This window comes from Desulforapulum autotrophicum HRM2 (genome assembly GCF_000020365.1).
Classification (GTDB): domain Bacteria; phylum Desulfobacterota; class Desulfobacteria; order Desulfobacterales; family Desulfobacteraceae; genus Desulforapulum; species Desulforapulum autotrophicum.
Genome location: NC_012108.1, coordinates 845,382 through 870,403, shown reverse-complemented (window position 1 = coordinate 870,403; position 25,022 = coordinate 845,382). Strand labels below are relative to the sequence as shown.

Below are 25,022 nucleotides of genomic sequence, written 5' to 3'. Positions count from 1 at the left end.
ATCCATCAGTGATCATAAGGACAGAAAGGGAAGCCCTTGATCGATACCCATCGGTTAGGGGCTTTTTATATTGAACGTCCCGGCCACTTGAATTTTTTATATTTTTTTTAATCCGATTGCTTTTAAAGGAGGCAGAAGAATGAAAAGAAACATGGTGTGTCTGGCAGGTTTGTTACTGTGCCTGTCCATTGCCCAGACGGCAATGGCCGAAGAAAGAAGTATGGACATGGACGAGATGGTCGTCTCGGCCACCCGTACAGAAATATCCCTGGATAAAGTAGGCGGAAACAGCGTCACGGTCATCACATCCGACGAAATCCAGGCAAAGCACCTGAACAGTGTGGCAGAATTACTGAAAACAGTACCAGGTATCAGCCTGGTTTCCAGCGGTGGTCCCGGCACAGCGACCTCTGTGTTCACCCGGGGGGCTGACTCAAAGAACACATTGATACTCATTGACGGCATCATGATCAACGATGTTTCCGGGGCTAGCAGGGGGGCGGATATTGGCAATATCAATGTGGACAACATCGAACGGATCGAAGTTATTCGTGGGGCCATGAGCGTCATGTACGGCAGTAATGCCACCGCCGGTGTCATCAACATCATCACCCAGAAAGGAAAGAAAGCACCTTCTGCGTCGGCAAAATTTGAAGCAGGCTCCTATGGCACATGGAAGGCTGGAGCCAGCGCCGCGGGTGCAACAGACAAGGTCAACTTTGCCATTTCAGCATCAAAGACCCGGATCGACGGTTACTCCGTTGCCAACGATGCGAACAACGATATTCCCCAGGGGACAAGCACCGACGAAGATGACGGGTACGAGAACATGACCCTGTCCGCCAATGCAGGTGTTTCCATCACAGACGATTTTAACATCAGCGCAGTCCTGCGCCATATTGACTCGGACGTGGACACGGATGCATACAACTGGGGCGGCTATGCTGAAGATGGTGATGCCAATACCGACTCCAGGCAGACCTTCGGCAAGGTAGACATCAACAATAGATTTTTCAATAACTTTCTGACTTCAAAGCTCACCTGGCAGATGAGTCAGCAGGATAGAGATTATTTTGAAGACGGTGACAAAACATCCACCTACGATGGTGACACTCAAACCGTTTCATGGCAGGGGGACTTAAACTTTAATTCCCACGTACTCTCCATTGGTGCATCCTACTATGAAGAGAGCATGGAATCAGAGTCCTTTGGAACCTGGGCGTCAAAGTTTGATGAAAAAACAGTGGATACCAAAAGCTACTGGATCCAGGATCAATTCCTTGCCGTGGACAATCTGGTTATCATTGCTGGCGTGCGTGTGGATGACCATGAAACCTTTGGCAATAAGGCAACCTATAGAGTGGCACCCGCCTACACCATCTCCGCCACCGGCACCACCCTCAAGGCAAGCTATGGCACAGGTTTCCGTGCACCATCCCTTTACGAACTGTATGATCCCAACTATGGCAATGCCGATCTTGATGCCGAAGAGAGCGATGGATGGGATATCGGCCTTGAACAAAAGCTCATGAATAACACCCTTACCATGGGCGTCACCTACTTTTCCATGGATTATGACAACCGCATCGACTTTGACACAACCACCTGGACATACACCCAGGCCGATGGTGAGACCCAGACCCAGGGTGTTGAATTTTTTACCGGCTGGGATCCCATGGACACCCTGGGATTCATGCTCAGTTATACCTATACGGACACTGAAGATCCAGATGGTGAGGCGCTGGTTCGCCGTCCTGAAAACAAGGTATCTTTGAACACCCGGTATGGATTTCTGGACAAGGGCCTCTTGAACCTGGAGGTTCAGTGGGTGGATGACCGAAAGGCTTCCTCCTCTGCATACGACAAGAATGGCAATGCCGTTGGCACCCTGGATGCCTACACCCTGGTTAACCTGGCAGCCTCCTGGACATTCAACGACCATGTTGAGCTGTTTGGCCGGGTGGACAACCTCTTTGACGAATATTATGAAGAGGCTTTCAGCTACGCCAGGGCCGGTGTGTCCGCCTATGCCGGTATCAAGCTGACCTATTGATATGGATGTCCCACCTGCAGCAGGAGTAAAACAATGAACAAAAAAGCATCAATGACGACATTGAAAGCCATTATCATGGTTCTGATAATGGTAACAACTTCAACTGCAGGTGTGGACATCACCGATAGCCGGGGAAGGCAAGTCCATTTTGACACTCCCCCCATGCGGGCAATCTCCATTGTTCCGTCGATTACCGAGATCATCTGCAACCTGGGGGCGGCAGAATCCCTTGCGGGAGTGACTTACCACAGTTCCCTGCCCTGCCAGAAAAGCCATAAACCCATCGTGGGCGGCTTCTCCTCCCCCAGTGTTGAAAGGATAAAAGCATTGAACCCCGATGTGGTGTTTGTCTCAGGTTTTCAAGAAAAAACCGTGGAACAGCTGGACGCCCTGAACATCAAAACCCTCTGCCTGGACATCACCTCCTATGACCAGGGCATTCAAAACATTGAAACCCTTGCCCGTATTTTTAACAGGGGAAAAAACGGCAAAACCCTGCTTGCGGCCATGGAAGAAGACATGGCCGTTATTGCTGAAAAACTTGCAAAACTGGACGGCATGGAGAGAAAACGGGTCTTCAGGCTCATGGGCCGGGACCGGGTGATGACCCCCACGGCCAACGCCTTTTTAAATCAGCTGGTAATCCGTGCCGGTGGTGTTCCCATGGCACCTGAAGGGGATGGCATGGTCGCTGAAGTCAGCCTGGAACAATGGCAAAAGTTCAATCCCCAGGTGATCTTTGGATGCGGGGAGGATAGAAAGGCGGCGGAAAAATATTTCAACCGACCAGGATGGAAGGATGTGGATGCCGTCAAAAACAACCGGATCCTCTACTTCCCCTGTGAGATGACCTGCCGTGTTTCCACCTATACCGGTTACTTTGTCCAGTGGCTGGCAGCGTCCATTTACAACGAAGCGTTCTTCACCCCGGGCAACCAGGTCCATCCGGATGAACTGCTTACGAGTGAACCCATCCCCATCCACCAGAACCTGGTCAAGGAAAGCCGCAGAGTAACCAGTCGCATTGCCGATTTCAAGCAAAAAACCCTGGTCATTGATTTTACCACCCCCCAGGAGGTGCTCTCCACCCTGGAGGGGTTTAAAACAGGAATAACCACGGTGGCCAACCACTATCTGCCACCGCCTGCCTGGAATATGCCCCATGGTGCAGATCTGGCCCCGGTGATATCCCGCATACTCACCACTGTCAAGAGGGACCCCGCCTCCTCTGCCCTTTTAATGACCGGGGCAGACATGGACCATCTCACGGTAACGGATAAACTTTACCGTGATATGACCGTCACGGCCGTTGTCACCGCCGGTGTCTGTTCCAATGCCCAGCGGGCCTCCCGTTCCACAGGCTATTGTTATGAGCCCGGAACCATCAACATCATCCTCATGACCAACATGCGGCTTTCCCATCGGGCAATGACCCGGGCCATCATCTCGATCACCGAAGGAAAAAGCGCTGCCCTGGCCGATCTTGACATCAGAAGCACAGATGATCCCCTTAATCTCCAGGCAACGGGCACTGGAACTGACAATATCATTGTGGTCCGGGGAGATGGCCCACCCATTGACGGTGCCGGCGGTCACACAAAAATGGGGGAACTCATTGCAAAAGCCGCTTATGACGGTGTTAAACAGGCCATATTTCTACAAAACGGTCTACTCACCAGGCGCAATGTGTTCCAGCGCCTGAAAGAACGTAACATCACCCTCCAGACCCTGGCCAAAGATTCGGACTGCCAGTGCTGTAAAACCCGCCCAGATTCCACCATGGCAGGCGAGCTTGAAACCCTGCTGTTAATGCCTGAATATGCAGCCCTCGTGGAACAGGCATTTGCACTTAGTGATGCCGTGGAACGGGGACAATTGAACAATCTCCTGGCCTTTTCCTCCACGGTAAAAACCATGACTGAAAAAATTGCAGGCCACCCCATTGAGAAGATCACGGCCTTTGAATCCACCCATTTTCTGCCTGAACCCCTGGAAATGATTTTTAACGGATTAATTAGCGGTATTGCCGCACGCCACAACATGGCCATGTAATTCGCAAACGTTACCTTAACCATCAGGTAACGTTTTGATTGCGTTACTTTCCGGGACAGACGCCGCTGTTTCAAGGGCTACACTTATTTTTTTCGTAGACCCCACATGTCCTGGCAGACACAACCAAGCATGAAACTCGATAATACAGGGCAGGCGATCGTACCATTCCGCCCTTTTGGGTTTCCCTGACCGGAACGGTAAACGTCGAGAGGATTTTTGCCCCTCCAGACTAAAGCGCAGGAACTGCGGGCTAAAGTCCTCAAACGACCTGCGCTTCTTAACGCCTGGAAGGGCAAAAATCCTACCCCCTTTGGTTTACAATGTTCCGGTCAGGGCGACCAAAGAGGGCTTGAAAGTCGAGACTTTCACAATGATATTTAGACGGGAATTTCTTATATCCGGCACGATTATTGATTTATCAACTTTACGTCTATTTTTAAAAGATTTGCAAACAGACTGACAAATATTTAAAAAGGGCGTAACTTGAAAAGAAGACAAGGGTAACATCAATAACCAAATACAAGGAAACGATCATGGAAGAACACTCTTTTAAGAATACAGCTATCGTGGCCTGTGGAACCATGAGTCCTGAAATAAACCATCTGGTTAAAGAAGGTTTTCTGGATACCGACAACATTTTTTACACCACCCCCGGGCTGCACCAGGATATCAATGAACTTGAAGCCCAGTTGATAAAGTTCGTCGAAAAAGCCAAGGCCGTTGCCCGGGGTGTAATTGTTGTTTACGGTGGCAAGTATTGTTATGTCAATCCAGACAACCCGACACGTTTAATGAAAAACATCATTGAAGAACAGGGCATTAACGTCACACGAATCGAGGCGTCACACTGTATGGGCATGCTTGCCTCCGACGATGAAATGAAACAGATAACAGCTGAACTTGCCGGTGGTGAACCAGTCTGGTTCATGACCCCGGGCTGGGTAAAATTTCGAAAAAAAGTCTTCAAGGGCTGGGACAAAGGCTTGGCCAATGAAAATTTTCCCAGGCATACAGGGGGAGCGGTTGTTCTTGACGGCATTGGCTATCTGGACCAGTACATGGGCGAAAATCCGGAAGAGTTTCTTGAATATTGCGACTGGATGGGCATTCCCATGCAGGCATACCCCATCACTTTGGACCGGTTTAAAGGGTTGCTTACGGATCAATTAAAGGTGTTGAACCAGAAACTGACAAGCTAGTGACTGACCGAAAACCCGTGTTTGGGCGGCTCGAAGAGTAGCTGTGCTCACAAAAGTATCCATGTGCAAGGCGCAAAAAATTCTGAAACCGGAGCGTACTTCTGTACATGAGGGTTTCAGAATTTTGAAGCAACGCCGCAGATGGGTGAGTTTTCTTTCAAACGCTAAATATGAAGAATTTCAATATCAGTGTCAACAATCCGGGCAAGCCCGATTTCATCGGCCAGATTCAACACCTTGTCCACCTTTGAATTGATCAATCTTGAGTCGTTGCCCGTCATTGAGAATCCAATTTCAGCCCACAACAGGCTGTCGTTATGGTCGGTTTCAGCAATGGAGATATTAAACACGTTCTTTATCCGGCCAATAATCGCCTTGATGATTTTGCGTTTTTCCTTTAACGAACCCACACCATACAGCTTGAATTTAATTTTGCCCGTTCCAACAACCATGACTATTTCCTTGACCCGGTTTAAATATTCAGACAATAACTATCTGACTACGTTTTAACATAAATCGAACCAGTTTTCCCTTATTAACTCTTCAAGGGATCGCCCATGAAAAAAGGCAATAGATATATTAACCCTGCCATACAGGAGGACGTATCATGGTTCAACCATCCACACCCCTCTCTCCAGAGGACAAGGATAGGTACACAAAGATCAATAAAGAGAACATTGAGTTCATCATGAATCGGAACAACCGGATCAACCGCTGGGTCATTGCCGACATGATCCGAAGATCCGCCTACCACTTTCCTAACAAGATAGCCCTGGTGTTCAAGGAAATGGACCTGACCTACACCGAACTTGAGCACCAGTGCAACCAGACAGCCAACGCCCTCTCAGCCCTGGGTGTCAAAAAATATGACCGGGTTGCCATCCTTGCCCACAACACCCATCACCATGTGCTCACCTGGATGGGATGCGCCAAGATCGGAGCCATCTATCTTGCCGTCAACTACCTGTTAAAGGACGATGATATCGCCTATTGCATCAACCACTCGGAGAGCACGGTCTTTATTATTGAGGACACGCTTTACGATCAGGTTAAAACCGTGCTCGATAAGCTCCCCACAGTTAAAACACTGATTTGGTCTGACCAGGGTGGGGGTCAAGAATCCCCGGAGGGTTTTCTCAACTTTGACGACTGGTACAAGGCCCAGGACGACACAGAACCGGATGTAAACTTAAGGATCGAAGACCCGGCCCAGATGACCTACACCAGCGGTACGGAATCCCTTCCCAAGGGGGTAATCATTTCCAACCAGGCCCTCATCGCCCAATACATGGGATGTATCATTGACGGAGACTACAAGGCAACGGACATTAACATCAATGCCCTTCCCATCTACCACTGCGCCCAGCGGGACGTATTCATGAACCCCATCTTCTGGATCGGGGGTACCAACATCCTCATGGGACCGGACATCCCCAAAATCCTGGAAAATATCGCAATCCACAGGGCCACCACCTTTTTTGCACCGCCCACCGTGTGGATCGGTATGCTGCGCCACCCTGATTTTAGCCGGCATGACCTGTCAAGCCTTGTGAAATGCTACTATGGGGCATCCATCATGCCAAAAGAAATCCTGAGGGAGATGCTCGACTGCTTTCCCGGAGCCGGGATCTACAACTACTATGGCCAGACCGAACTTGCCCCCTACCACACCATCCTCAAGGCCAAGGACGCCCTGAGCAAAATCGGATCCGCCGGCATGGGAGGGCTCCACATGGAGACCCGCATCGAAGATATTGACGGCCGGGAAATTATCCGCAAAGACCTTGCCGGCGAAATCTGTGGCAGGGGCCCCCACGTCATGACCATGTACTTTAAAGAGCCGGACAAGACAGAAGCAGCCATGCAGGGCGGATGGTTTCACTCCGGGGACCTCGGGGTCCTGGACCAGGAACGCTACATCACCGTTGTGGACCGAAAAAAAGACATGATCAAGACCGGTGGCGAAAACGTTGCCTCCCGGGAAGTTGAAGAGGCCATCTATCTTCATCCAGATGTGGAAGAAGTGGCTGTTGTCGGTGTATATCACCCCAAATGGGTGGAAGCGGTCACGGCCGTTGTCAAACTCAAGGCCGGCAAAACCGTTTCAGAAGCGGCGCTCATGGCCCACTGCAAAGCCCATCTCTCAATGTTCAAGGCCCCCAAACGAGTACTTATCGTGGACGAACTGCCCAAGACGCCCACGGGCAAAATCCTGAAGCGTAATATGCGGGAAAGTTACAAAAAATTGTTTGAATAAAACAGGGTGGGGAGGTTTCTTCCGGAACCTCCCCCCTATTTCTAACCCTCCAGCTCCATGGCCTCTGTATACGAGCCGGACCGGGCCGCACCATTGCACTTGGCCCTGTGATAAAACACTTTTTGTGCCTTGGACTTATTTTCCGTCTGACCGGCCCAGGCTTTAAGGGTCGTTTCCTGAAGGGCGCGACCATAGGAAAAACTCAATTCCCAGGGAAAGGAACCCATGGCGTTCATGGCATTGAGATGTATGGTGGCAAGTTCGAAGCTCTGCCCCCCGGAAAGAAAAACAATGCCCGGAACTGCTGCAGGCACGGAACGTTTGAAACAGCGAATGGTTGCAGCTGCCACGGCCTCCACTCCAGCCTGGTCCGGGCAGGTGTCTCCTGAAGTGACCATACTGGGTTTCAAAATAATACCCTCGAGAAGCACCCCATGGTGATCAAGGGCCGTGAACAGGGCCTTGAGGGTTGCCTCAATAGTTCGCTCGCAACGATCAATATCATGACTGCCGTTAATGAGCACCTCTGGTTCCACAATGGGAACAATCCCTGCCCGCTGGCACATGGCTGCGTATCTGGCCAGGATATGGGCATTTGCATCAATGGCAAGGGGGGTGGGTTTGTGATTTCCAATGGTTATAACGGCCCGCCATTTTGCAAACCGGGCACCCAGTTTCCGGTATTCATCAAGCCTGGCATCCAGGCCGTCAAGCCCCTGGGTAACCGTTTCGTTATCCGTTCCCGGAAGAATTGTAAGTCCCTTGTCCACCTTGATGCCCGGAATGATTCCCTTCTCCTCAAGGATTCGGGTAAAGGGAACGTTGTCCGAAGTTGACTGCCTGATGGTTTCGTCAAACAGGATAACCCCACTGATGAACGCCTCCGCCTCCGGGGTAGTAAATAAAAGCTCCCGGTAGAATCGCCGGGTCTCTTCAACGGATTCCACCCCTATAGTCTGAAATCGTTTGGCAATGGTGGCGTTGCTTTCGTCTGCTGCAAGTATCCCCTTGCCCTTGGCCACCATGGCCCTTGCCGTTGATTCAAGTTCCTTTCGTAATCCATCGTCCATAATCGAATGGTGTATCATCCTATTTCTCCTTTGATTTACGGTGATTAATTTAATGCAAGTCCCGTTTCTACGGATTTTTTCTGCTGGGCGTCAAACAAGGTTTCCACAAGTGACAAGGCAAATGCAACGGCCGTTCCAGCCCCCCTGCCCGTGATCAGGTTACCATCCCGGACAACGGGCAAATTTGAATGGTTCCTGTCTTTAAGCCGGTCCTTGAACGAAGGGTGGCAGGTAACCCTGTGACTTCCAACGAGTCCATGGGCCTCAAGCACCACGGCCGGGGCAGCACAGATTCCAGCGTACAGTCGATCTTGGCACACCTGTTTCTTGAGGATATCCGCCAATACCGTTGAATCCCTGAGATGTTCAACACCGGGAATGCCGCCGGGCAGGACCACAAGGTCGTAGGTTTCTTCCATGCAATCCTCAATCAGGCAGTCTGCCGTGAGTTGAATACCGTGGGAACCAACCACAACAGGTGAACCCGATACCGATGCCACGGTGACCAAAGCCTTTGCCCGCCTCAGGATATCAATAATTGCAACGGCTTCAAGGGGCTCCGTGCCGTGGGCCACGGGAACCAGAACTTTTTTACCCATGGGACTCTCCTTTATCATATGGAAAGATTATAGACTGGGTTATTATGCCTTTTTTCTAGTTCCGATTTCAAGTTCAATCTCAAACAGATCCCAAATAGCACCCCTGGATGGGATGAAGATGGACGTAGCCCCTATCTTTTGATGCTCTAATGATGTAGAATGAAAAAGATTCGGGAAATTTCCCTTACAAATCAATAAGAGGCTGTATGCTCTGACATCTTCTGCCACACCCGGCAGTCCCTTTCTCTGTCATACATGGACATTCAGGAGAAATCGTGGAAACAGAAAGAAGGCATGCGGCCCATGCCCTGGGAAAACTCTTTGCCCAGGTTACAACATCCCATTTAGAACCTCTTTTTTCCCAGGAAGGAATTAAAGCCGCCCTGATTCAGATCATGGCCCTTGCACAGGACATGGTGAAAAACATAGATGACGCACAGACCTGTGCCGGAGTGGAATGCGGACCGGGTTGCAGCTATTGCTGTTATACCCAGGTAAAACTCACCCCTGCTGAGGCATTGTTTGCCTTTTCATGGATTGCCCGGGAATTTTCAGACCAGGACCAGATTCTTTTGTGGAAACGCGTTGACAGCAACCGACGCTTGACTGAAGGCCGGTCCCTGTCAGCCCGGGTCAAAATAAAAGAGAGCACCCCGTGTATTTTTCTCAAGGATAATAAGTGCAGCATCTATCCGGTTCGGCCGTTTATCTGCCGGTCGTGGTCATCCTACAGCCGCAGGGCATGCAAAGATGCCTTTTTAACGGGAAACCACACATCTGAAATAGAGACCTCAACCTCAAGCAACTTTGTCTTTTCCCTTGCCAGGCAGAGCATTCAAAAGGTATGCCTCAACCATGGACTTGAGTTCCTTCCCCTGGAACTGCCCAAGGCCATGGACTGCTGTCACACCACAGCAGTCCCCTTTAACCGATGGCTCCAGGGAGGACATGTGTTTGAAAAAATTGTCCCCCATCCTTGAACACGATTGCACGCCCCACCTGCCTTGAAACCACTCCTTGATTTTGACTTTTGGCTTAAATTTGGGTATGCTCCAGCCAGTAGATATGAAACATCAATGGTTGACTCTTACCGGACATGGTGAATACGAATATGGGCAAAACGTTTGACAGCGAAATAAAAAAGTTAAGAAACAATATTGACAGTATTGATCGGCAAATCCTGGAACTTATCTCCCAGAGACTCGATCAAGTCCGGCAGGTGGTCGCCCTGAAAAAGATCCACAACGTTCCTGTATACCACCCGGCAAGGGAAGAAGACCTGATTTCCAAGCTGCGCAACCAGGCTTCAACAGCAGCGGTTAACCCCGATTTCATTGAAGAGATTTACCGGGTTGTCCTGAGAAATTCCAGAATCGAACAGACCGGGCAGATGAAACAGCAGGCCGTCAAGGCCGGTGCCAATGTCCTCATCGTCGGCGGTGCAGGTCAAATGGGACAGTTCTTTGCGGCCATGTTCCGTTCATCGGGCTATACGGTCAGGATCCTCACGGAAAACAACTGGAACGAGGTTGAAACCCTGTGCCGAGACACGGACCTGGTGCTGATCTCCGTTCCCATAAATGTCACCCTTAAAACCATTCAGCGGATCACACCCTTTGTGCCACCCACTGCCGTCCTTGCAGACATCACAAGCATCAAACAGGCACCCGTGGATGAAATGATCAAGTATTTTAAAGGTCCAATCATCGGCCTTCACCCCCTGTTTGGCCCCTCCTGCTCAACCCTTGACAAGCAGATCATTGCTGTTGTCCCGGGAAGAGACAACCCGGCCTGCCAATGGCTCGTGGACCAGCTGACCCTGTGGGGGGCCATACTTGTGAGCTCCACTGCCGAGGAGCACGATGAAATCATGGGCATGGTCCAGGCCCTTCGCCATTTTGCCGCCTTCTGCTTTGGCCAGTTCCTCTGCCAGCAAAAAATAGACCTGGAAAAAACCCTGGAATTTTCAAGCCCCATTTATCGCCTGGAGCTTGGCATGGTCGGCAGACTCTTTGCCCAGAGCGGCAACCTTTACTCGGAGATCATCTTTGCCACTCCCCAACGAAGAGACATGTTAAAAGCCTATGTCTCATCTGTCAACGAACAGATTACCCTGGTGGACAACAACGACAAAGCCCTTTTTGAACAACGGTTTTCTAAGATTGCCGACTGGTTCGGTTCGTTCAGCGAACAGGCCATGCGGGAGAGTGACTTTATCATCAATAAAATTATCGAGAGGTTTTAAGCTGCCAACGATTCGACCATTTTTATCATGTCTTGTTTTCTTCCTTCTCTTTTTCCCATCCCTCCTGACCCTGGTTCCAGACCTTGACGCCGCCGACAACAAACAATCTGTGGTGCTTCAACTGGCATGGAAGCATCAATTCCAGTTTGCAGGATATTATGCCGCCCTGGAAAAGGGCTATTATCGAGATGCTGGACTTGAGGTCACCCTTGTCCAGGGAGGAGAGGGCCGTTTTGCAAGGGAAGAACTCCTTGACGGAAGAGCCCAGTATGGTGTGGCTGGTGCCGAACTCATTCTCCACAGGGCAGGGGGTGATCCCTTTGTGGTCCTGGCCCCCATTTTCCAGCATTCTCCCTCCATCCTTTTGATTCGGGCCGATTCAGGGATTTCAAGTTTTCAGGGCCTTGTGGGTAAACGGGTAATGCTCCTTCCAGGAACCAAGGATGCTGACATCCTGGCGGCATTTCAAAACGAAGGCATTGATGAAAGTGAATTTATCCGTCTGGATCAATCCTATGATCTGAACGATCTCATTAACGGCCGTACAGACTGTGTCTCTGCCTATTCGACCAATGAACCGTGGCTTCTTGAGCAGGCGGGCGTCAAGCCGGGCATACTTTTGCCCCGGACCTATGGAGTTGACTTTTACAGTGACTGTCTTTTTACAACAGACAAAGAAATCGCCGCACACCCCGATCGTGCCGCCCGCTTTTTAAGGGCAAGCCTCCAGGGATGGGAATACGCCATGGCCAACCGGGAAGAGACAATAGACCTGATCATTAACAGATACAAGGTCAACAAATCAAAGGATCATTTACGCCATGAATCCGAGGCAATGGAGAAACTCATGCTGCCCGATCTTGTTGAAATCGGACACATGAGCCCTGGACGGTGGCGCCACATTGCAAACACCTATGCCGCTCTTGGTATGCTTGACCCTGAATTCGACCTGCAGGGTTTCCTCTATACCCCGGATGCGGCAAAAGACCATTCAAGGCTTCGCTGGACCGTTTTTATCCTTTTCATGGTCAGCCTGGCTACAACAGTAATCGCCATAGCCCTTTCCATCTTCAACAAAAAGCTGAAAAAAGAATCCCTTGAACGAAAACGTGCGGTCAAGGCCCTTCAGGAGAGCGAAACAAAATTCAAGGAATTCATGGCCCACTTTCCCGGGTACGCATTTATAAAAAACGGTGCAGGCAAATACCTCTATGTTAATAAGGCGGTCAGCTTTGGAGCAAATTCAAGCCCAGAACAGCGGCTTGGTAAAACAGACGATGAGATTTTCAGTCCCGCTGTTGCAAAGGTGCTAAGAGCCAACGACGCCGAGGTGCTGGACACCCTTCAATCCATTGAAGTCCATGAAAAAATTACGGATGAAGAGGGTCATTATCGGACAACCCTGGTGGTCAAGTTTCCCATCACCAGAGAGAGAAACGCCCCCCTGATCGGGGGCATTGCCCTTGATGTGACCGAAGGCCAGGAGATGCAGAAAATGCTGGTTCAATCGGAAAAGATGCTCTCGGTCGGCGGTCTTGCCGCCGGCATGGCCCATGAACTGAACAGCCCCCTGGGCGGCATCGTTCAAAGTGTACAGGTGATTCACAACCGGTTTACACGGGATCTTCCTGCCAACCGCAGGGCTGCCGAGGCACTCGGGCTTTCCATGGAGGCGATCAAGGCATACATGGAAAAAAGGGATATCCTCAAACTGCTTGCATCCATAAGGGAAGCCGGCGCAAGGGCTGCCCATATCATCGAAAACATGCTTTCCTTCAGCCATAAACCCGGTGGTCATTTTTCCATCCACAATCTTAGCGACCTGCTTGACAACACGGTTGAACTTGCTGGAAACGATTATAATTTAAAGAAACAGTATGATTTTAAAGACATTGAAATCATGCGGAAATATGACCCCACCATGCCCGGCGTGCCCTGCGAGGGTAACACCATTCAGCAGGTGTTTCTGAACATCCTCAGGAACGGGGCTGAAGCCATGGTTGAAGCAAGGACAGAACAAATAAAACACCAGGGGTCAGACCTTGGCATCTCCAAAAACAGGTTCACCCTTCGAACAAAACAAGAGACCGACATGGCCTGTGTTGAAATAACAGACAACGGCCCCGGCATGGATGAAAAAACAAAGCAATGCGTCTTTGACCCCTTCTTTACCACCAAGCCCATTGGCACAGGCACAGGTCTTGGTCTTTCAGTCTCATACTTCATAATCAGGGAAAACCACGGCGGTGAAATGGAAGTGAGATCTGAACCAGGCAGGGGAACCACCTTTATCATCCGCCTGCCGTTTCAAACACCTTCCACCGGGTTGACCGTTTAAACCTTTATTTAGTGTTTGAACGAAAACTCACCCACCTGCTGCATTGCCTCACAAAGCTACCAAATCATAAATCGGGCCTCACGTACAACAGTACGCTCCGGTTTCAGCTTTACTCACGCCTTGCATCCGGGCAAGTTTGTGAGCATAGCTCCTCTTCGAGCCATCCAAACACGGGTTTTCGGTCAGGCACTAGTTAAAAGAATGTTGCCAACGCCATCTTTTATTGATAATAATTTAATATTATCCATTCAACTTTTGAGTGACAAACAAAATCCCAGCATTCATCCGACGATGTTACAACCTCAATTCCCGTGGGTACGACACCAATTAAAGGAGGCGTTATGTCCTTTAAAGGATCGTTAGACTCCAGTTCTAATTGACTCGACTTTCGGACTTCAACTTTGATTATCGGGGTCAGGGTGATTCACACCCGTTCATTTCATCCATTCAACCAAAGGAGGAATTCTATGAAAAACCAGATTGCAACAGTATTGGGTGCGGCCCTGGTGCTGGCAACGACGTTCACCGCCAATGCAAGCGTGGGTTGCGTGGACTGCCATCAGAAATTATCACCGGGACAGGTAATGGACTGGCAGTCCAGTAAACACGCAGAAAATGAAATAAGCTGTGCAGATTGCCATGGGGATGCCCATAAAACAGCAGAGGACGCAGTAAAGGCAAAGCTGCCGGACGAGAAGGTGTGCGGCGAATGCCATGAAGAGCAGGTAGACCAGTTTTCCCACGGCAAACACAATTTCGGCTGGAAGTCTTTGAATGCCATTCCGGCAACCCATATGGCCCCGGATGAACTGATCGAGGGGGGCCGGGGATGCGGCGGCTGCCATAACATGGGAATAAGGTCCGACGAGGAAAAAAAAGAGCAAATTCGCAAAGGGTACCGATATCAGAACAATTCCTGTGACGAATGCCATACCCGGCACGCCTTTTCAAAGAAAGAAGCCTTGAATCCACGGGCCTGCCAGCAGTGCCATATGGGGTATGACCATCCACAATGGGAAATGTGGTCCAGCTCCAAACACGGCATACGCTGGTTTGCAAAACAAAATGGCGATCTGCCTGAAACTGCGGCAGCGCCCACCTGCCAGAACTGCCATCTGCCCGACGGCAGTCATACAAATGCCACGGCCTGGGGCTTTCTCGGGGTTCGCCTGCCCCTGCCCGACAATGCCCAGGCTGCCGCTGACAGGGTCACAATACTCAAGGCGCTTGGTGTCCTTGATCCTTTAACCGGTGAGGCCACACCGATTCTTGATGCGGTTAAAGCGGTCCGCATGGTCAGGCTGGACCAGGAGTCCTGGCAAAGAGAACGGGACAAGATGCTCAAGACCTGCACCCAGTGTCACTCGCCTAAATATGTGAAAGAACAGCTGGACATGGGTGACGCCATCATGTCCAAAGCCGACCGGCTCATGGCAGATGCCATTGAAACCATTGCAGCACTCTACAAAGACGAAATCATTAAAAAACCAAAAAATTACCCGGCCAATTATCCTTTTCTGCTGACCTTCATGCATACCAATGGCGAGCCCTGGGACAAGGACCTGGATAAACTCTCATACATCGACCAGGTGCTGGTGCAGATGTACATGAAACATCGGATGCGGACCTACCAGGCCTTTTTTCATGTAAACCCGGATTATGCGTACTGGTACGGCTGGAACGAGATGACCAAAGATCTTGGCGAAATCAAGGAGCTTGCCAAAAGTATGCGGGCGCAACATCAATAATTCATGCTCCTGTGCATTGCCTGGGCGACTTCGGCACCAGGCGATGCACATAATTTAGCAAAATTTACCACAATGATCGTTGGTAACAGATAAAAAACAACCGGGAGCGTGACAGTCTGGAAACATGCATTATCTTATCTGTCACGGCAGGATTTGACAACCTGCCTTTAACTGACTTTTCTTGATTGTCCGCTTTTGGAAAAACCCCTTTCTTTTTAACCCTTTTACCCGTGTGCCATGACCACAAAGACACAGCGACCTTACACTGAGCCTGGAAGAAAATTTGATTGAGGACCTGGGGCGTCAACCCGCAATCAAACCCATGGATTCCAATGGAACGATAAAAACAACATTTTTAATTAAATATGGATGGTCAAGCAAAAAAATGATCGAACAATCAAATGATGAACGAGAAAAAAAGACAGCAGTCCTGTTTTCAGTGCAAACTTATGGCGTCTCCGATGAAGAAAACGACTCATCGCTGCTTGAGCTCGGACGCCTGGTTAAAACCATGGGCCTTGAGGTCGTCGCAACCCTGACACAACGCCGCCCAAAACCGGAAACCAGCACCCTGCTGGGCGCAGGAAAATTAAAAGAATTAGCAGACTATACCGGCGGCACCGGCATTGTTGAAGGATTCAGCCGAAAATCAGAAGATGAAACCCGGGACGACATGGACGAAGCCTATCCATCCGGCAGTCCCACCGGCATATATGAAAACCGTTCAAACGATGACCCAATGGCAAAAAACAGCGTGCACGCCAATGTTGTCATCTATGATGGTGAAATTACCACAAAGCAACTGCAAAACCTTGAAAAAGCCACAGGTGTTGAAGTCCTGGACCGGACCGGTGTAATCCTCGAGATATTCAGCCGTCATGCCAAAAGCCGGGAGGCCTTGATTCAGGTGGAGATCGCCAAGTTGACCTATCTGGCACCACGGCTGAGGGCATCCCATATGGGAGGAGATCGTCAAGGCGGCGGGATTGGATCCAAGGGTGCAGGAGAGACCTCCCACGAACTGGACAAACGTCGTATCCGAGACCGCATCTCCGAATTAAAATCCCGCCTTGTCAGCATTCGAGACGAGCAAACCCGACGACGCAGCCGCAGGAGAGAAAATTTCCAGGTCGCCCTGGTCGGTTATACCAATGCGGGCAAGTCGTCTTTGATGCGCAAACTGACCGGTAGTGATGTACTGGTGGAGGACAAATTATTTGCAACCCTTGACACCCGTGTGAAAGCGTTGCAGCCCGAGGCTTACCCGCCGATACTGATCTCGGACACCGTCGGGTTTATAAAGAAATTACCCCACGATTTAGTGGCATCTTTTCAATCGACCCTTGATGAGGCCCTGGCCGCTTCCCTGCTTTTGTTTACAGTGGATGCCTCTGATCCAGCCTTTCGATCTCAATTGACGGTGACGCAATCGGTGCTCAAAGAGATCGGTGGTGAAAAAATTCCAGGCCTGCTGATCCTGAACAAGATTGACAAACTCACAACCGGGGCCCTTGAAGTCCTGCGTCATGAATTTCCCCATGGAATCTTCATCTCAGCCCACAACCCAAAGGATGTCGCTTTGCTGCGGAAAAAAATCCTTCAGCATTTCCAGGAAAATATGATCGAAACGACCATGGTGATCCCCTACGACAAAGGACACATCCTAGGACAGTTAAGAACCAAAGCCGGCATCATCCAGGAATCCTACGATGAAACAGGCACTGAAGTAAAATTCAAAACATCCCAGGAGACTTTAACCTGGTTGGAAAAACAAATGGCTTGAGCCGTCCAGAAACATCCTTTTCCATCTGAAGCCTGCCGTCACCCCGGCAGGCTTCAGCCCTGGTCTGCTTGCTTGCTCACCTTCTCCCGGAATGCTGGTTGACAAATACTTTCCGCTATATCGTTAAAGGTTTCAAAAGAGACAACTGACTCATCTGCGGCGCACAATCCAGCGCAGGATTTTGCCTGGGGACAGGACCAAATGCCTTTGTGACCTTTTTTTGGAAATCTTCATTGGTACATCCATCAATCCCCAGTCGAATAATTTTTGTTGCACGCACAGTGAATTCACCATGCCCAGCCGACTCATAGGCGACTTGATAATCAAGACAGGCTGAGAAAAGAACATTTCTCAAATTTTCAGGCCTTCGCCCAGGGGCAGTTCGAGCTGAGCCGAGACGCTCCCTGTATGCTCGGTGTTTTGCCATCATTTCCGGAGTTGCTGGAAGGAAACGCGCTCTTACATCTCCTGCACCGGTTACTGGTTTCCTCGTCATAAAGGCCCTGGTGATTGATCCCGAATGACAGCAGTCAATAAAACAGGTCACGTTGACACCCTGGGGTATATTTGCGAAAACATCAGCGATATCATCATCGATGACAAAGGCTCCTGCGGCAATATCATAGGGGCACAGTGCTTCATCTTTAGGCCCATTGGTCCCGTCCACTTCATCTCCGTCGAGATCGTCAACTTCGGTCCCATGCCCTGAAAACTGGAAAACCAGAACATCTCCTGATTTGCTGGTTGATATTAATGCACTTAACCCAACGAGAATTGCATCGCGTGTGGCTGCTGCATTCTTAAGAAAAGACACCTCAAATCCCAACGCACCCAGGGCTGCTCCCCATTCATCAGCGTCAGCCACACAGCCATTGAGAGGCGCTGTGGGATAATCGTCAATACCGACACAAAGCGCCTTATAGTTACTGGCAGGTTCAGTCAGGTCAGCGGGCGCAACTATCGTTTCTGCATCTGCTGTCGTTGACACATCCGATGCAGGCGATGGCTTGCAGGGGTCCATGGGCGGGCGGAATAAATAGTCAAATTCAGGTGGCATCCAAATGGGTTTATCCCAGAAATCGAAAAAACCACGCCCAATGGCTTCTTCTGGGAAATCAATAATATTGTTCCTGCCAAGAATGCGCCGGGCAACACTGTTCATGGTTGGACGGTCATTATCGAATCCACCATGGGTTTTTGAGGTACTTGCACTGCTCCCTGTCACAGTCTGGGAAACCGACCAGACAATCTCAGCTTTGTGTGAGACGCATCCCTTTAAACCAAAAAGTTTTGCTGTCTCAGAATCTTTTCTCAAGGATTCTTCAAGCCCAAGGATTGATGTTTTCCGCTTATTTTCCAGGGCATAATAGATTAAGTAAAGAAGCGATTTTTGATAAATCTTTGCAACCGAATCATCTTTCTCCCAATCTTTTTTCATGGTAAACATGGTCAGATAAGAAATGTTGTTCCCGATATGAGCAAGAAGTCGTTCTTTGAATTCATCGACCCGGATGGCCGGGGCAAGAAAATATAGGCCGGCAAAGGGAGGAACACCCTCGGCAAAAGCCCTGGGCAAGAACCAGGAATGAAAAATTGACCCAGCACTATGCCCAACTGCATACAATTCTACGTTGCCTTGATGTTTTTGACAGAACGCTGCTACTTTTTTCGCAGTATAGGTCGCACCACCGCTGTCAACAGAGGCGAGACGGCTGCTTTCTTTCATGGCCGACCATATCTTTGCCCCGCCAAGCGTACGGGCAAGCGCCTCTATGGCTGGATCGGTTGTATAGTCCCAAAAATCCCTGGAAACACCCCTTTCAGCCGCCATGCCCCTGGCACCGGAGAGAATTTGTCTGATCGCATCAAAAAACCCCGTTTCCCAGACAAAATGAATTGGATAGATGTTGTTTTTCTTCCACCACTCCACCTGCAAATGGGCAATCCACAGACCGTCGCTTTCGGAAACCAGCCCCCCGTGCGCCCAGATCAAGAGTTTCAACGGTTGGTTATTGACCTTGGCGTTGGCCAAAGCGCGTTCCATGTGCTCCTCAAAAATTGCATCAACATCTTCCTGAGTGGTTTGGAAAATTCCCTCACTGGAAAATTGGCCTTGATTAAGATTGATGACGTGGGGGCGCAATGCGTCCAGCTCCTCCGGAGAAAGCTTTTTGCCACCACCACCTCCACGGGTTGCACCAGCCCCAGGCACAGGGACGGTTATGCCGTCCAGCCCGGTAATCATCCGAATCTGCTTAAAGGTCATCTCCGATTCATCTGGCTCGGCATCAGCAGGATCACTGCCACGTGCACGGGTGCAGGACCAGGTTTGCAGAATTTCTACCAGGCGCGACTCCTCCTGGGAACTCCTGGTTGATCTTTTCTGTCTGCCATTCCCTGGCTGGGCATCCAAGGCGGCCAAGGCATCTGCTATTTCAGCGAGAAAATCTTCATACACAATGGCACTGCCCGGGCAGGTTTTCTGGTCAGTCATGGAATTATGAAAGCGCAAACTTTCCAGACCCAAACCAAATTTTTTCTGCACTCTGGCAATGACTCCAACAACGACTTCACGTTGGATCCCTTCAAACGGATCGCAACCCTTGTCGAAATCACCGATGATTTCAAACATAAAAGGTCCAGAGACCCGGTTGCCATTATAACCCCTCGCACTTACCGGCTGGGCGTTCCAGTCCCGTCCCGTCCAGATCGTCCCATCGGGAGCTATCGAGATATGCTGCGCAATATCGCTCCAGCCATTTTCCTGGGTGTGATAGCGCCACATCCCTTCAATTGATCTCTCCCCCTTGTACTGGCTGTGATTGGGACGCCAGGTGTGATGCATGTGAACCGCATCTATTTTCCTGGTGAAATGAAAACGATCGAGCAGGTCGGTAAATTCTTCTAACGTCAACGGATAGAAAGGCTTTGCCATGTTGCTCCTCCTTTTTTCTATTTGATTGCCGTACAGATTCTTTCTTCAAGCTGTTAACCCTAGACTGCTCTTTCACCCGGCCTGGATGATCAGCATGGCTGCAGCCCAGATACTGTTGTCAGAATATTTTTCATTTACTTTTCTGCGAGTTTCAAAAAAGGCATCCGGTAAAGACTTGTTTTTCTCAAAAAGATTTTCATATAAAAGCATGGCATACTCAGTGGCCTTATCATCATCAATGGGCCAACGAAAACCAATGATAACCGGGATCAGCTGCTGGGCAAGGCGCAGAACAAAATCCGCACCGGAACTCTGACAACTGCTGAGATAGATCATTTGGGTTTTGTTCCTATAGCGAAGGGTATGGCAGAAATTATCGCTTTTAACAGGAATGGGGGTTTCCTTGCCTGGGTAGAAAAAATAACCTGTTTTGGAAACAGGGTCGAAATAGGAATGACCTGCGTAATGGATAAGATCCCATGTCCTGTCCGTCAGACACTCCTTGAGGTCGTTCCAAAAGTCAGATTTCTGCTTTGGCACAACCATATCCACATGATTAATTTTGAATTTCTTCTTATTAATGTGGAGATAATCACAGATACTATGTGTTTCATTCAATACCTCCGGCAATGGAGGCAGATGAATTTTGTTACCATTGTTGATGTTTTTATCGACCACATCACCGGCGGCATCGGCAGCGATGATCAGACAGTTAATCGAAGGCCGTTCATTGACATTGTCGACAAAAAGGATATCTGAACTTCCACCGATCGGGTCACCCATCTTTACTGATCGAAAAAGAGGAGATTGCAACATGCGATAGTCTTTACGTTCATCTAACACCGCCTCAAGAACCAGGGGATAGATATCTTCTTCAACATCAAAACGAATTGTAATGTTCTTTTCATCGCTAACCTTCGTTTTTAAATAGTTGAACTTTTCGTGGAAAGCTCTATTTTGTTCAAAAAGTTCCTTCAGAATTTCATAGCCAATCGCATGTAGTTTGTCCTTCCAGTCATCTGCTTGTTCGATATGGTGAGACTGGTCAATGAGGGTGGTAATTTTTTTCATGTCGATCTGAAAATAGTCCGGAGACGGATCAAATTTAAAATTTATGCCCCTCATGGTACCTATAAAATTTCCCTTTGGCTTAAGATAGATATTTACCTTGCCTTTCGGCAGGTCCTTCAGACCCTGGCTTTCTTCAAGAAGAAACCTGCGACACAATTCCTGTAGATCTTCATACATACTCTCGGTGCCGTTTACGATAAATTCAACGTTTTTCATGCGTTGAACCTCTCGATGAACCTCGCTATCAAGGGCGATCAGAACACAGGGAACACCGGTACCTTCATTGCGGAGTTCCTGCAAAAAAAGAAGACCACGTTTTTCAGCCGTATTAACCGGAGTTTTCCTGTTTTCGGGTATATGGACATGACAGACCAGAAAATCATATCCTGCATCACCCTTCATTTGCATATTTGATTTTGCTTCCTCAACATTGCCTGCACCGTGGATTACCGACTCATGGTCTTGTGTATCAAGAAAATCTTGGATGGTTTGCGTTATTTCATCTCGCAGATTCAAGTCTTGTATCACGACCAAAATGGCAAAAGTCATAGCAAGCTCCTTTCCTTTTCAGCTTTGAATTCGATGTAATATTCACACACATCGCCTTGACGTTCCCTCTTATAGGTCGCTCCTTCATGGTTTTCGATAAAAGTACGAATAACAGCATCTCCTAAAGCCATATCAGATATGGTTTCAGTGAGTTGGGCACTGGCCTGGGTACCAATTTCGGCAGCAGTACTTGGCAATTCAGGAACGATGCCCCGCAATTTTATAGTTATAGTGCCGTCATGGTAGCCAACGCTGATTGTCACCTGACTCTCTTGACTGGCAGCCCGCAGGAGATAGGAAATAATGGTTTCAAGACAAAAGGTGAGCTGAAAAATATCTACCCGCAGCAGCGGCAGATCAGGTTCTTTAGTGACAAGGACCTTTTGCCACTCAGAATCTGGAAATTCCCCAGGCAGCAATTCAAGAATTTCTTCAATATCAGCAAGTAACGGCTGATATGGGACTAATCCCTCTTTTTTATCATAGAGTACCAGTCTGTCATAGGTGAGGGTGAGTTTGCGCAACTGTTTGAGTGCCTTGGACAGGGTGTCTTGGCGATCTGCCGGAGAAGTCTCACCCTGGAGACGTTTTATCCATTTAAAAAGAAGAGAAAGGGGGGTTTTCGTCTGAATGGCGATCTCGTAATAAAGCTTGCCAAGATAATCAAGTTCCTCAAGACGTTTAATCTGACTGAGGTCTCTGGCAAGCAGCACCGATCCACCACCAACCTCCTGGGGTAATTCAAATGTGGAAACATAAACAGCAACGACAGTACTGTCTTTATGGCCCAACTGTATTTCCTGGCCAGAAATTTGCCCTCCCCTCTTCAACCATTGCCAATCATCCTGATTAACAAATATTTTTTCTAATGAAAAATTTATCATCTCCATCTCAGGATAGCCAAGCAGTTTTTCCACTGCAGGATTAACCTGTCTGACCTTCCACCCGTTGTCGATTACAATGATTGCATCTGATGCCAATTGCAGGATCTCTCGCAGGAAATGATGTTGAAACGCCTTCTCGAGAATAACACCGATTTCCCCCAGTACAACCTGCAGTTCTTCCACCTCATCCGAAGAAAAGGCATTTTCCAGGGGATCCTCGATATTCAACAACCAGAATACTTTTCCATAGGCCATGATCGGCACACAGAGTTCGGAATTACTCTCACTCTCAAATCCCTGCAGATAATAGTCCTTGATATCCCTATCCTCTTTGACATTGCCCGTAAATATCGGCTTGCCGGTCAGATAGACATGACTCAGCACCCCCTGATCATATCGTTGTTTATAATGGGGTGGAAGGAGGTAGTCTGGGTCATCATCTTTAGCCTTTTGGCTTAAAAGATGGAAGCGATAAACACTGTCCCGCTCATCTATTCTAAAGATTGAAACATTATTCCATTCATAAAAGCCTACCAGTTCAGAGGTGATCAGGTTGGCAACCTTGTGCATATCTTCACAGGCAGCAAAGATTTTCTTGATAAGTTTGAAGCGAAAGGAAAGTTTTCTCTTTTCTTCAAGGTGGAGGGTCGCAAGAATTGTTTTAACCAGGGGTAAGGACTTCAGACGCTTCTTATCCTCTTCCGTAAAGGCTTTTTTCCCCCGTCGAAAAAAAGTGACCGCGGATACGAGGCGGGAACTTTGGTCCTCTTCACGGTCCCATATGGGACAGCGGATTATGGAATACAACTCTGCTTTGAGGAGCTTTCTTATTTCTGGATTTTCCTTTAATGCTTTCCATTCCGGACGGGAAAGAAAATTTTCAAGATCAAAGATATCGTCGCTTGCCCTATGTTCAATCCACCGTTTCAAATCAGGTGGCATCACCCACCATCTAAATCGTTGTTCCTGTTCAGGCGAGCAGAAAAGAGATCGGACATGATGCAGATTTTTACTGTAAGCAGAGATGACGACCAGATCAAATGGGCAAACGTTTGCTATTTCATCGACAAATTTTTGCAAAAGGTCCCTGGTATCATTGCAGGTCGCGATATGATAATTAATTTTCTCAGCCGCATATTCAAGCTCCAGACTGCGGAGTATTGCCAAACTCCCCGTAATTTGCCCTCTTATGTTTCTCTCCGGCATTGCGGCTATCATCACAGGTACTCGCTGACCATTGTCCCTTCGTGTAATTTCTATTTCATATTCACTGGCTGTTCCATTTTCGAAACGTTTTTTCATTTGACTTTGTAATATTTCACGATTTTTCCTATCCGGACAAAGACTCTCAACCGGGATTCCCTTCATATTGCCGGAGAGACCACACATCTTATGGGCACGTGGGTTGGCGTAAATGATTTCGTAGTGGGTATTGGTCTTGAGTATTCCCAGGGGTGACTGTTCCATGACCTGCATCGTACTCTCCATTGGCCCTGAAATATCTACCATACCGGCATAGCCGCCATGATGGCATCCCGAGATCATTATTGGCGCCAACTCAGTACCCACAGGGACGCAGGCACCATCGGCCCGCTGCAAATTGAGGACCATTAATTTTGGAGATTTCTCACCGTGAAAAGCCAGAGATTCGTTTATCATCCGCTGTTCCTGCTCATCAAACAAAGCGGATAGGGGCTGATTGAGCAATTCCTCCCGACCGGCCAGCTGAAGCATTTTCGGATTGGCATACACGATCACCCCATGCTCATCAACCTGGCAAAAGGCTCGACCACCATGCTTCACCACCCGTTCGTAGACAATGCCGGTCTTTTTTATTATGTGGTCGGTAATTTGCTGCAGATACAGCCAGGGAAGAAGTTCCTCCTGACCATTGGCGAACAAATCTGAATTGTCTTTAACAACAATATTGATAGCCATCAAAAGACACGACTTTTCTAAAAGAAAATCAGCAAGAGAAGATTCCGGCAGACGCAAGCGGCTGACAATACGATCAAGTGAAGCGTCAGTGGCAGAACCTTTAAGAATTGATTCGAAGAGACAGCACAGTAGATCATCGGGGTCGCCGGCATCAGCAAGCAAAGATTCGGTGCTGGATTTGTTCACCTCCCTGGCCCTGGCCAGAAAGTCCTTCCAAAGAGAGACAATTTTGTCCCGTTGATCTTCAAGAAATCTGACGATTTCAGAATGTTTTTCCGGCACACTGGGATCGAGTCTCAAT

15 protein-coding genes are annotated in these 25,022 nt (G+C 49.0%); 9 read left to right on the top strand and 6 right to left on the bottom strand.

The features are described from left to right. The first annotated feature begins 139 nt into the window (after positions 1-139). The 3 genes from HRM2_RS03750 (at position 140) to HRM2_RS03740 (ending at position 5,304) form a co-directional block, all read left to right on the top strand. Positions 140-2,053: a TonB-dependent receptor plug domain-containing protein gene (locus tag HRM2_RS03750; protein ID WP_012663125.1), complete on the top strand. Its 1,914-nt coding sequence runs from the start codon at positions 140-142 to the stop codon at positions 2,051-2,053. A 33-nt stretch (positions 2,054-2,086) separates the two neighbouring features. Continuing rightward, positions 2,087-4,105 (top strand): helical backbone metal receptor, encoded by a 2,019-nt coding sequence (locus HRM2_RS03745; protein ID WP_012663124.1) that lies wholly within the window; start codon positions 2,087-2,089, stop codon positions 4,103-4,105. Positions 4,106-4,638: 533 nt separating this feature from the next. Further along, entirely contained in the window at positions 4,639-5,304 is a 666-nt protein-coding gene (locus HRM2_RS03740; RefSeq protein ID WP_012663123.1) for a DUF1638 domain-containing protein, read from the top strand. Positions 5,305-5,468: 164 nt separating this feature from the next. Here the strand turns inward: HRM2_RS03740 and HRM2_RS03735 are convergent, their stop codons facing one another. Further along, a complete protein-coding gene (locus HRM2_RS03735; RefSeq protein ID WP_232364186.1) occupies positions 5,469-5,792 on the bottom strand; it encodes a DUF503 domain-containing protein in 324 nt (107 codons plus the stop codon). 119 nt (positions 5,793-5,911) lie between these two features. Between HRM2_RS03735 and HRM2_RS03730 the strand changes: the two genes are divergently transcribed. Further along, a complete protein-coding gene (locus HRM2_RS03730) occupies positions 5,912-7,561 on the top strand; it encodes an acyl-CoA synthetase (RefSeq protein ID WP_012663121.1) in 1,650 nt (549 codons plus the stop codon). 41 nt (positions 7,562-7,602) lie between these two features. On the opposite strand, the gene HRM2_RS03725 is transcribed toward HRM2_RS03730, so the two are convergent. Continuing rightward, a complete protein-coding gene (locus tag HRM2_RS03725; protein ID WP_012663120.1) occupies positions 7,603-8,649 on the bottom strand; it encodes a class I fructose-bisphosphate aldolase in 1,047 nt (348 codons plus the stop codon). A gap of 26 nt (positions 8,650-8,675) precedes the next feature. Then, the gene (locus HRM2_RS03720; RefSeq protein ID WP_012663119.1) at positions 8,676-9,230 is read right to left on the bottom strand and encodes a DJ-1 family glyoxalase III; all 555 of its coding nucleotides are present in this window, start codon (positions 9,228-9,230) and stop codon (positions 8,676-8,678) included. A 275-nt stretch (positions 9,231-9,505) separates the two neighbouring features. Between HRM2_RS03720 and HRM2_RS24940 the strand changes: the two genes are divergently transcribed. From HRM2_RS24940 to hflX, 5 genes are all read left to right on the top strand, one after another. Next, positions 9,506-10,210 (top strand): YkgJ family cysteine cluster protein, encoded by a 705-nt coding sequence (locus tag HRM2_RS24940; RefSeq protein ID WP_012663118.1) that lies wholly within the window; start codon positions 9,506-9,508, stop codon positions 10,208-10,210. A 131-nt stretch (positions 10,211-10,341) separates the two neighbouring features. Then, positions 10,342-11,475, top strand: a complete 1,134-nt coding sequence (gene tyrA, locus HRM2_RS03710) for a bifunctional chorismate mutase/prephenate dehydrogenase (protein WP_012663117.1) — start codon at positions 10,342-10,344, stop codon at positions 11,473-11,475. Then, positions 11,438-13,813: an ABC transporter substrate-binding protein gene (locus tag HRM2_RS24935; protein ID WP_187149326.1), complete on the top strand. Its 2,376-nt coding sequence runs from the start codon at positions 11,438-11,440 to the stop codon at positions 13,811-13,813. Before tyrA ends, HRM2_RS24935 begins: the two co-directional genes overlap by 38 nt. Before the next feature lie 467 nt (positions 13,814-14,280). Beyond that, positions 14,281-15,561: a multiheme c-type cytochrome gene (locus HRM2_RS03695; protein WP_012663115.1), complete on the top strand. Its 1,281-nt coding sequence runs from the start codon at positions 14,281-14,283 to the stop codon at positions 15,559-15,561. A gap of 385 nt (positions 15,562-15,946) precedes the next feature. Beyond that, entirely contained in the window at positions 15,947-17,344 is a 1,398-nt protein-coding gene (gene hflX / locus HRM2_RS03690) for a GTPase HflX (protein ID WP_041273615.1), read from the top strand. Positions 17,345-17,459: 115 nt separating this feature from the next. Here the strand turns inward: hflX and HRM2_RS03685 are convergent, their stop codons facing one another. From HRM2_RS03685 to HRM2_RS03675, 3 genes are all read right to left on the bottom strand, one after another. After that, positions 17,460-20,279 carry a caspase family protein gene (locus HRM2_RS03685; protein WP_012663113.1) on the bottom strand — a complete coding sequence of 940 codons (2,820 nt, stop codon included), beginning with the start codon at positions 20,277-20,279 and terminating at the stop codon, positions 17,460-17,462. A 72-nt stretch (positions 20,280-20,351) separates the two neighbouring features. Further along, positions 20,352-21,899, bottom strand: a complete 1,548-nt coding sequence (locus HRM2_RS03680; protein ID WP_012663112.1) for a CHAT domain-containing protein — start codon at positions 21,897-21,899, stop codon at positions 20,352-20,354. Further along, positions 21,896-24,907, bottom strand: coding sequence for a PAS domain S-box protein (locus HRM2_RS03675; RefSeq protein WP_187149325.1), 3,012 nt, complete (start codon positions 24,905-24,907; stop codon positions 21,896-21,898). The genes HRM2_RS03680 and HRM2_RS03675 overlap by 4 nt, the downstream gene beginning before the upstream one ends. Positions 24,908-25,022: the final 115 nt, after the last annotated feature.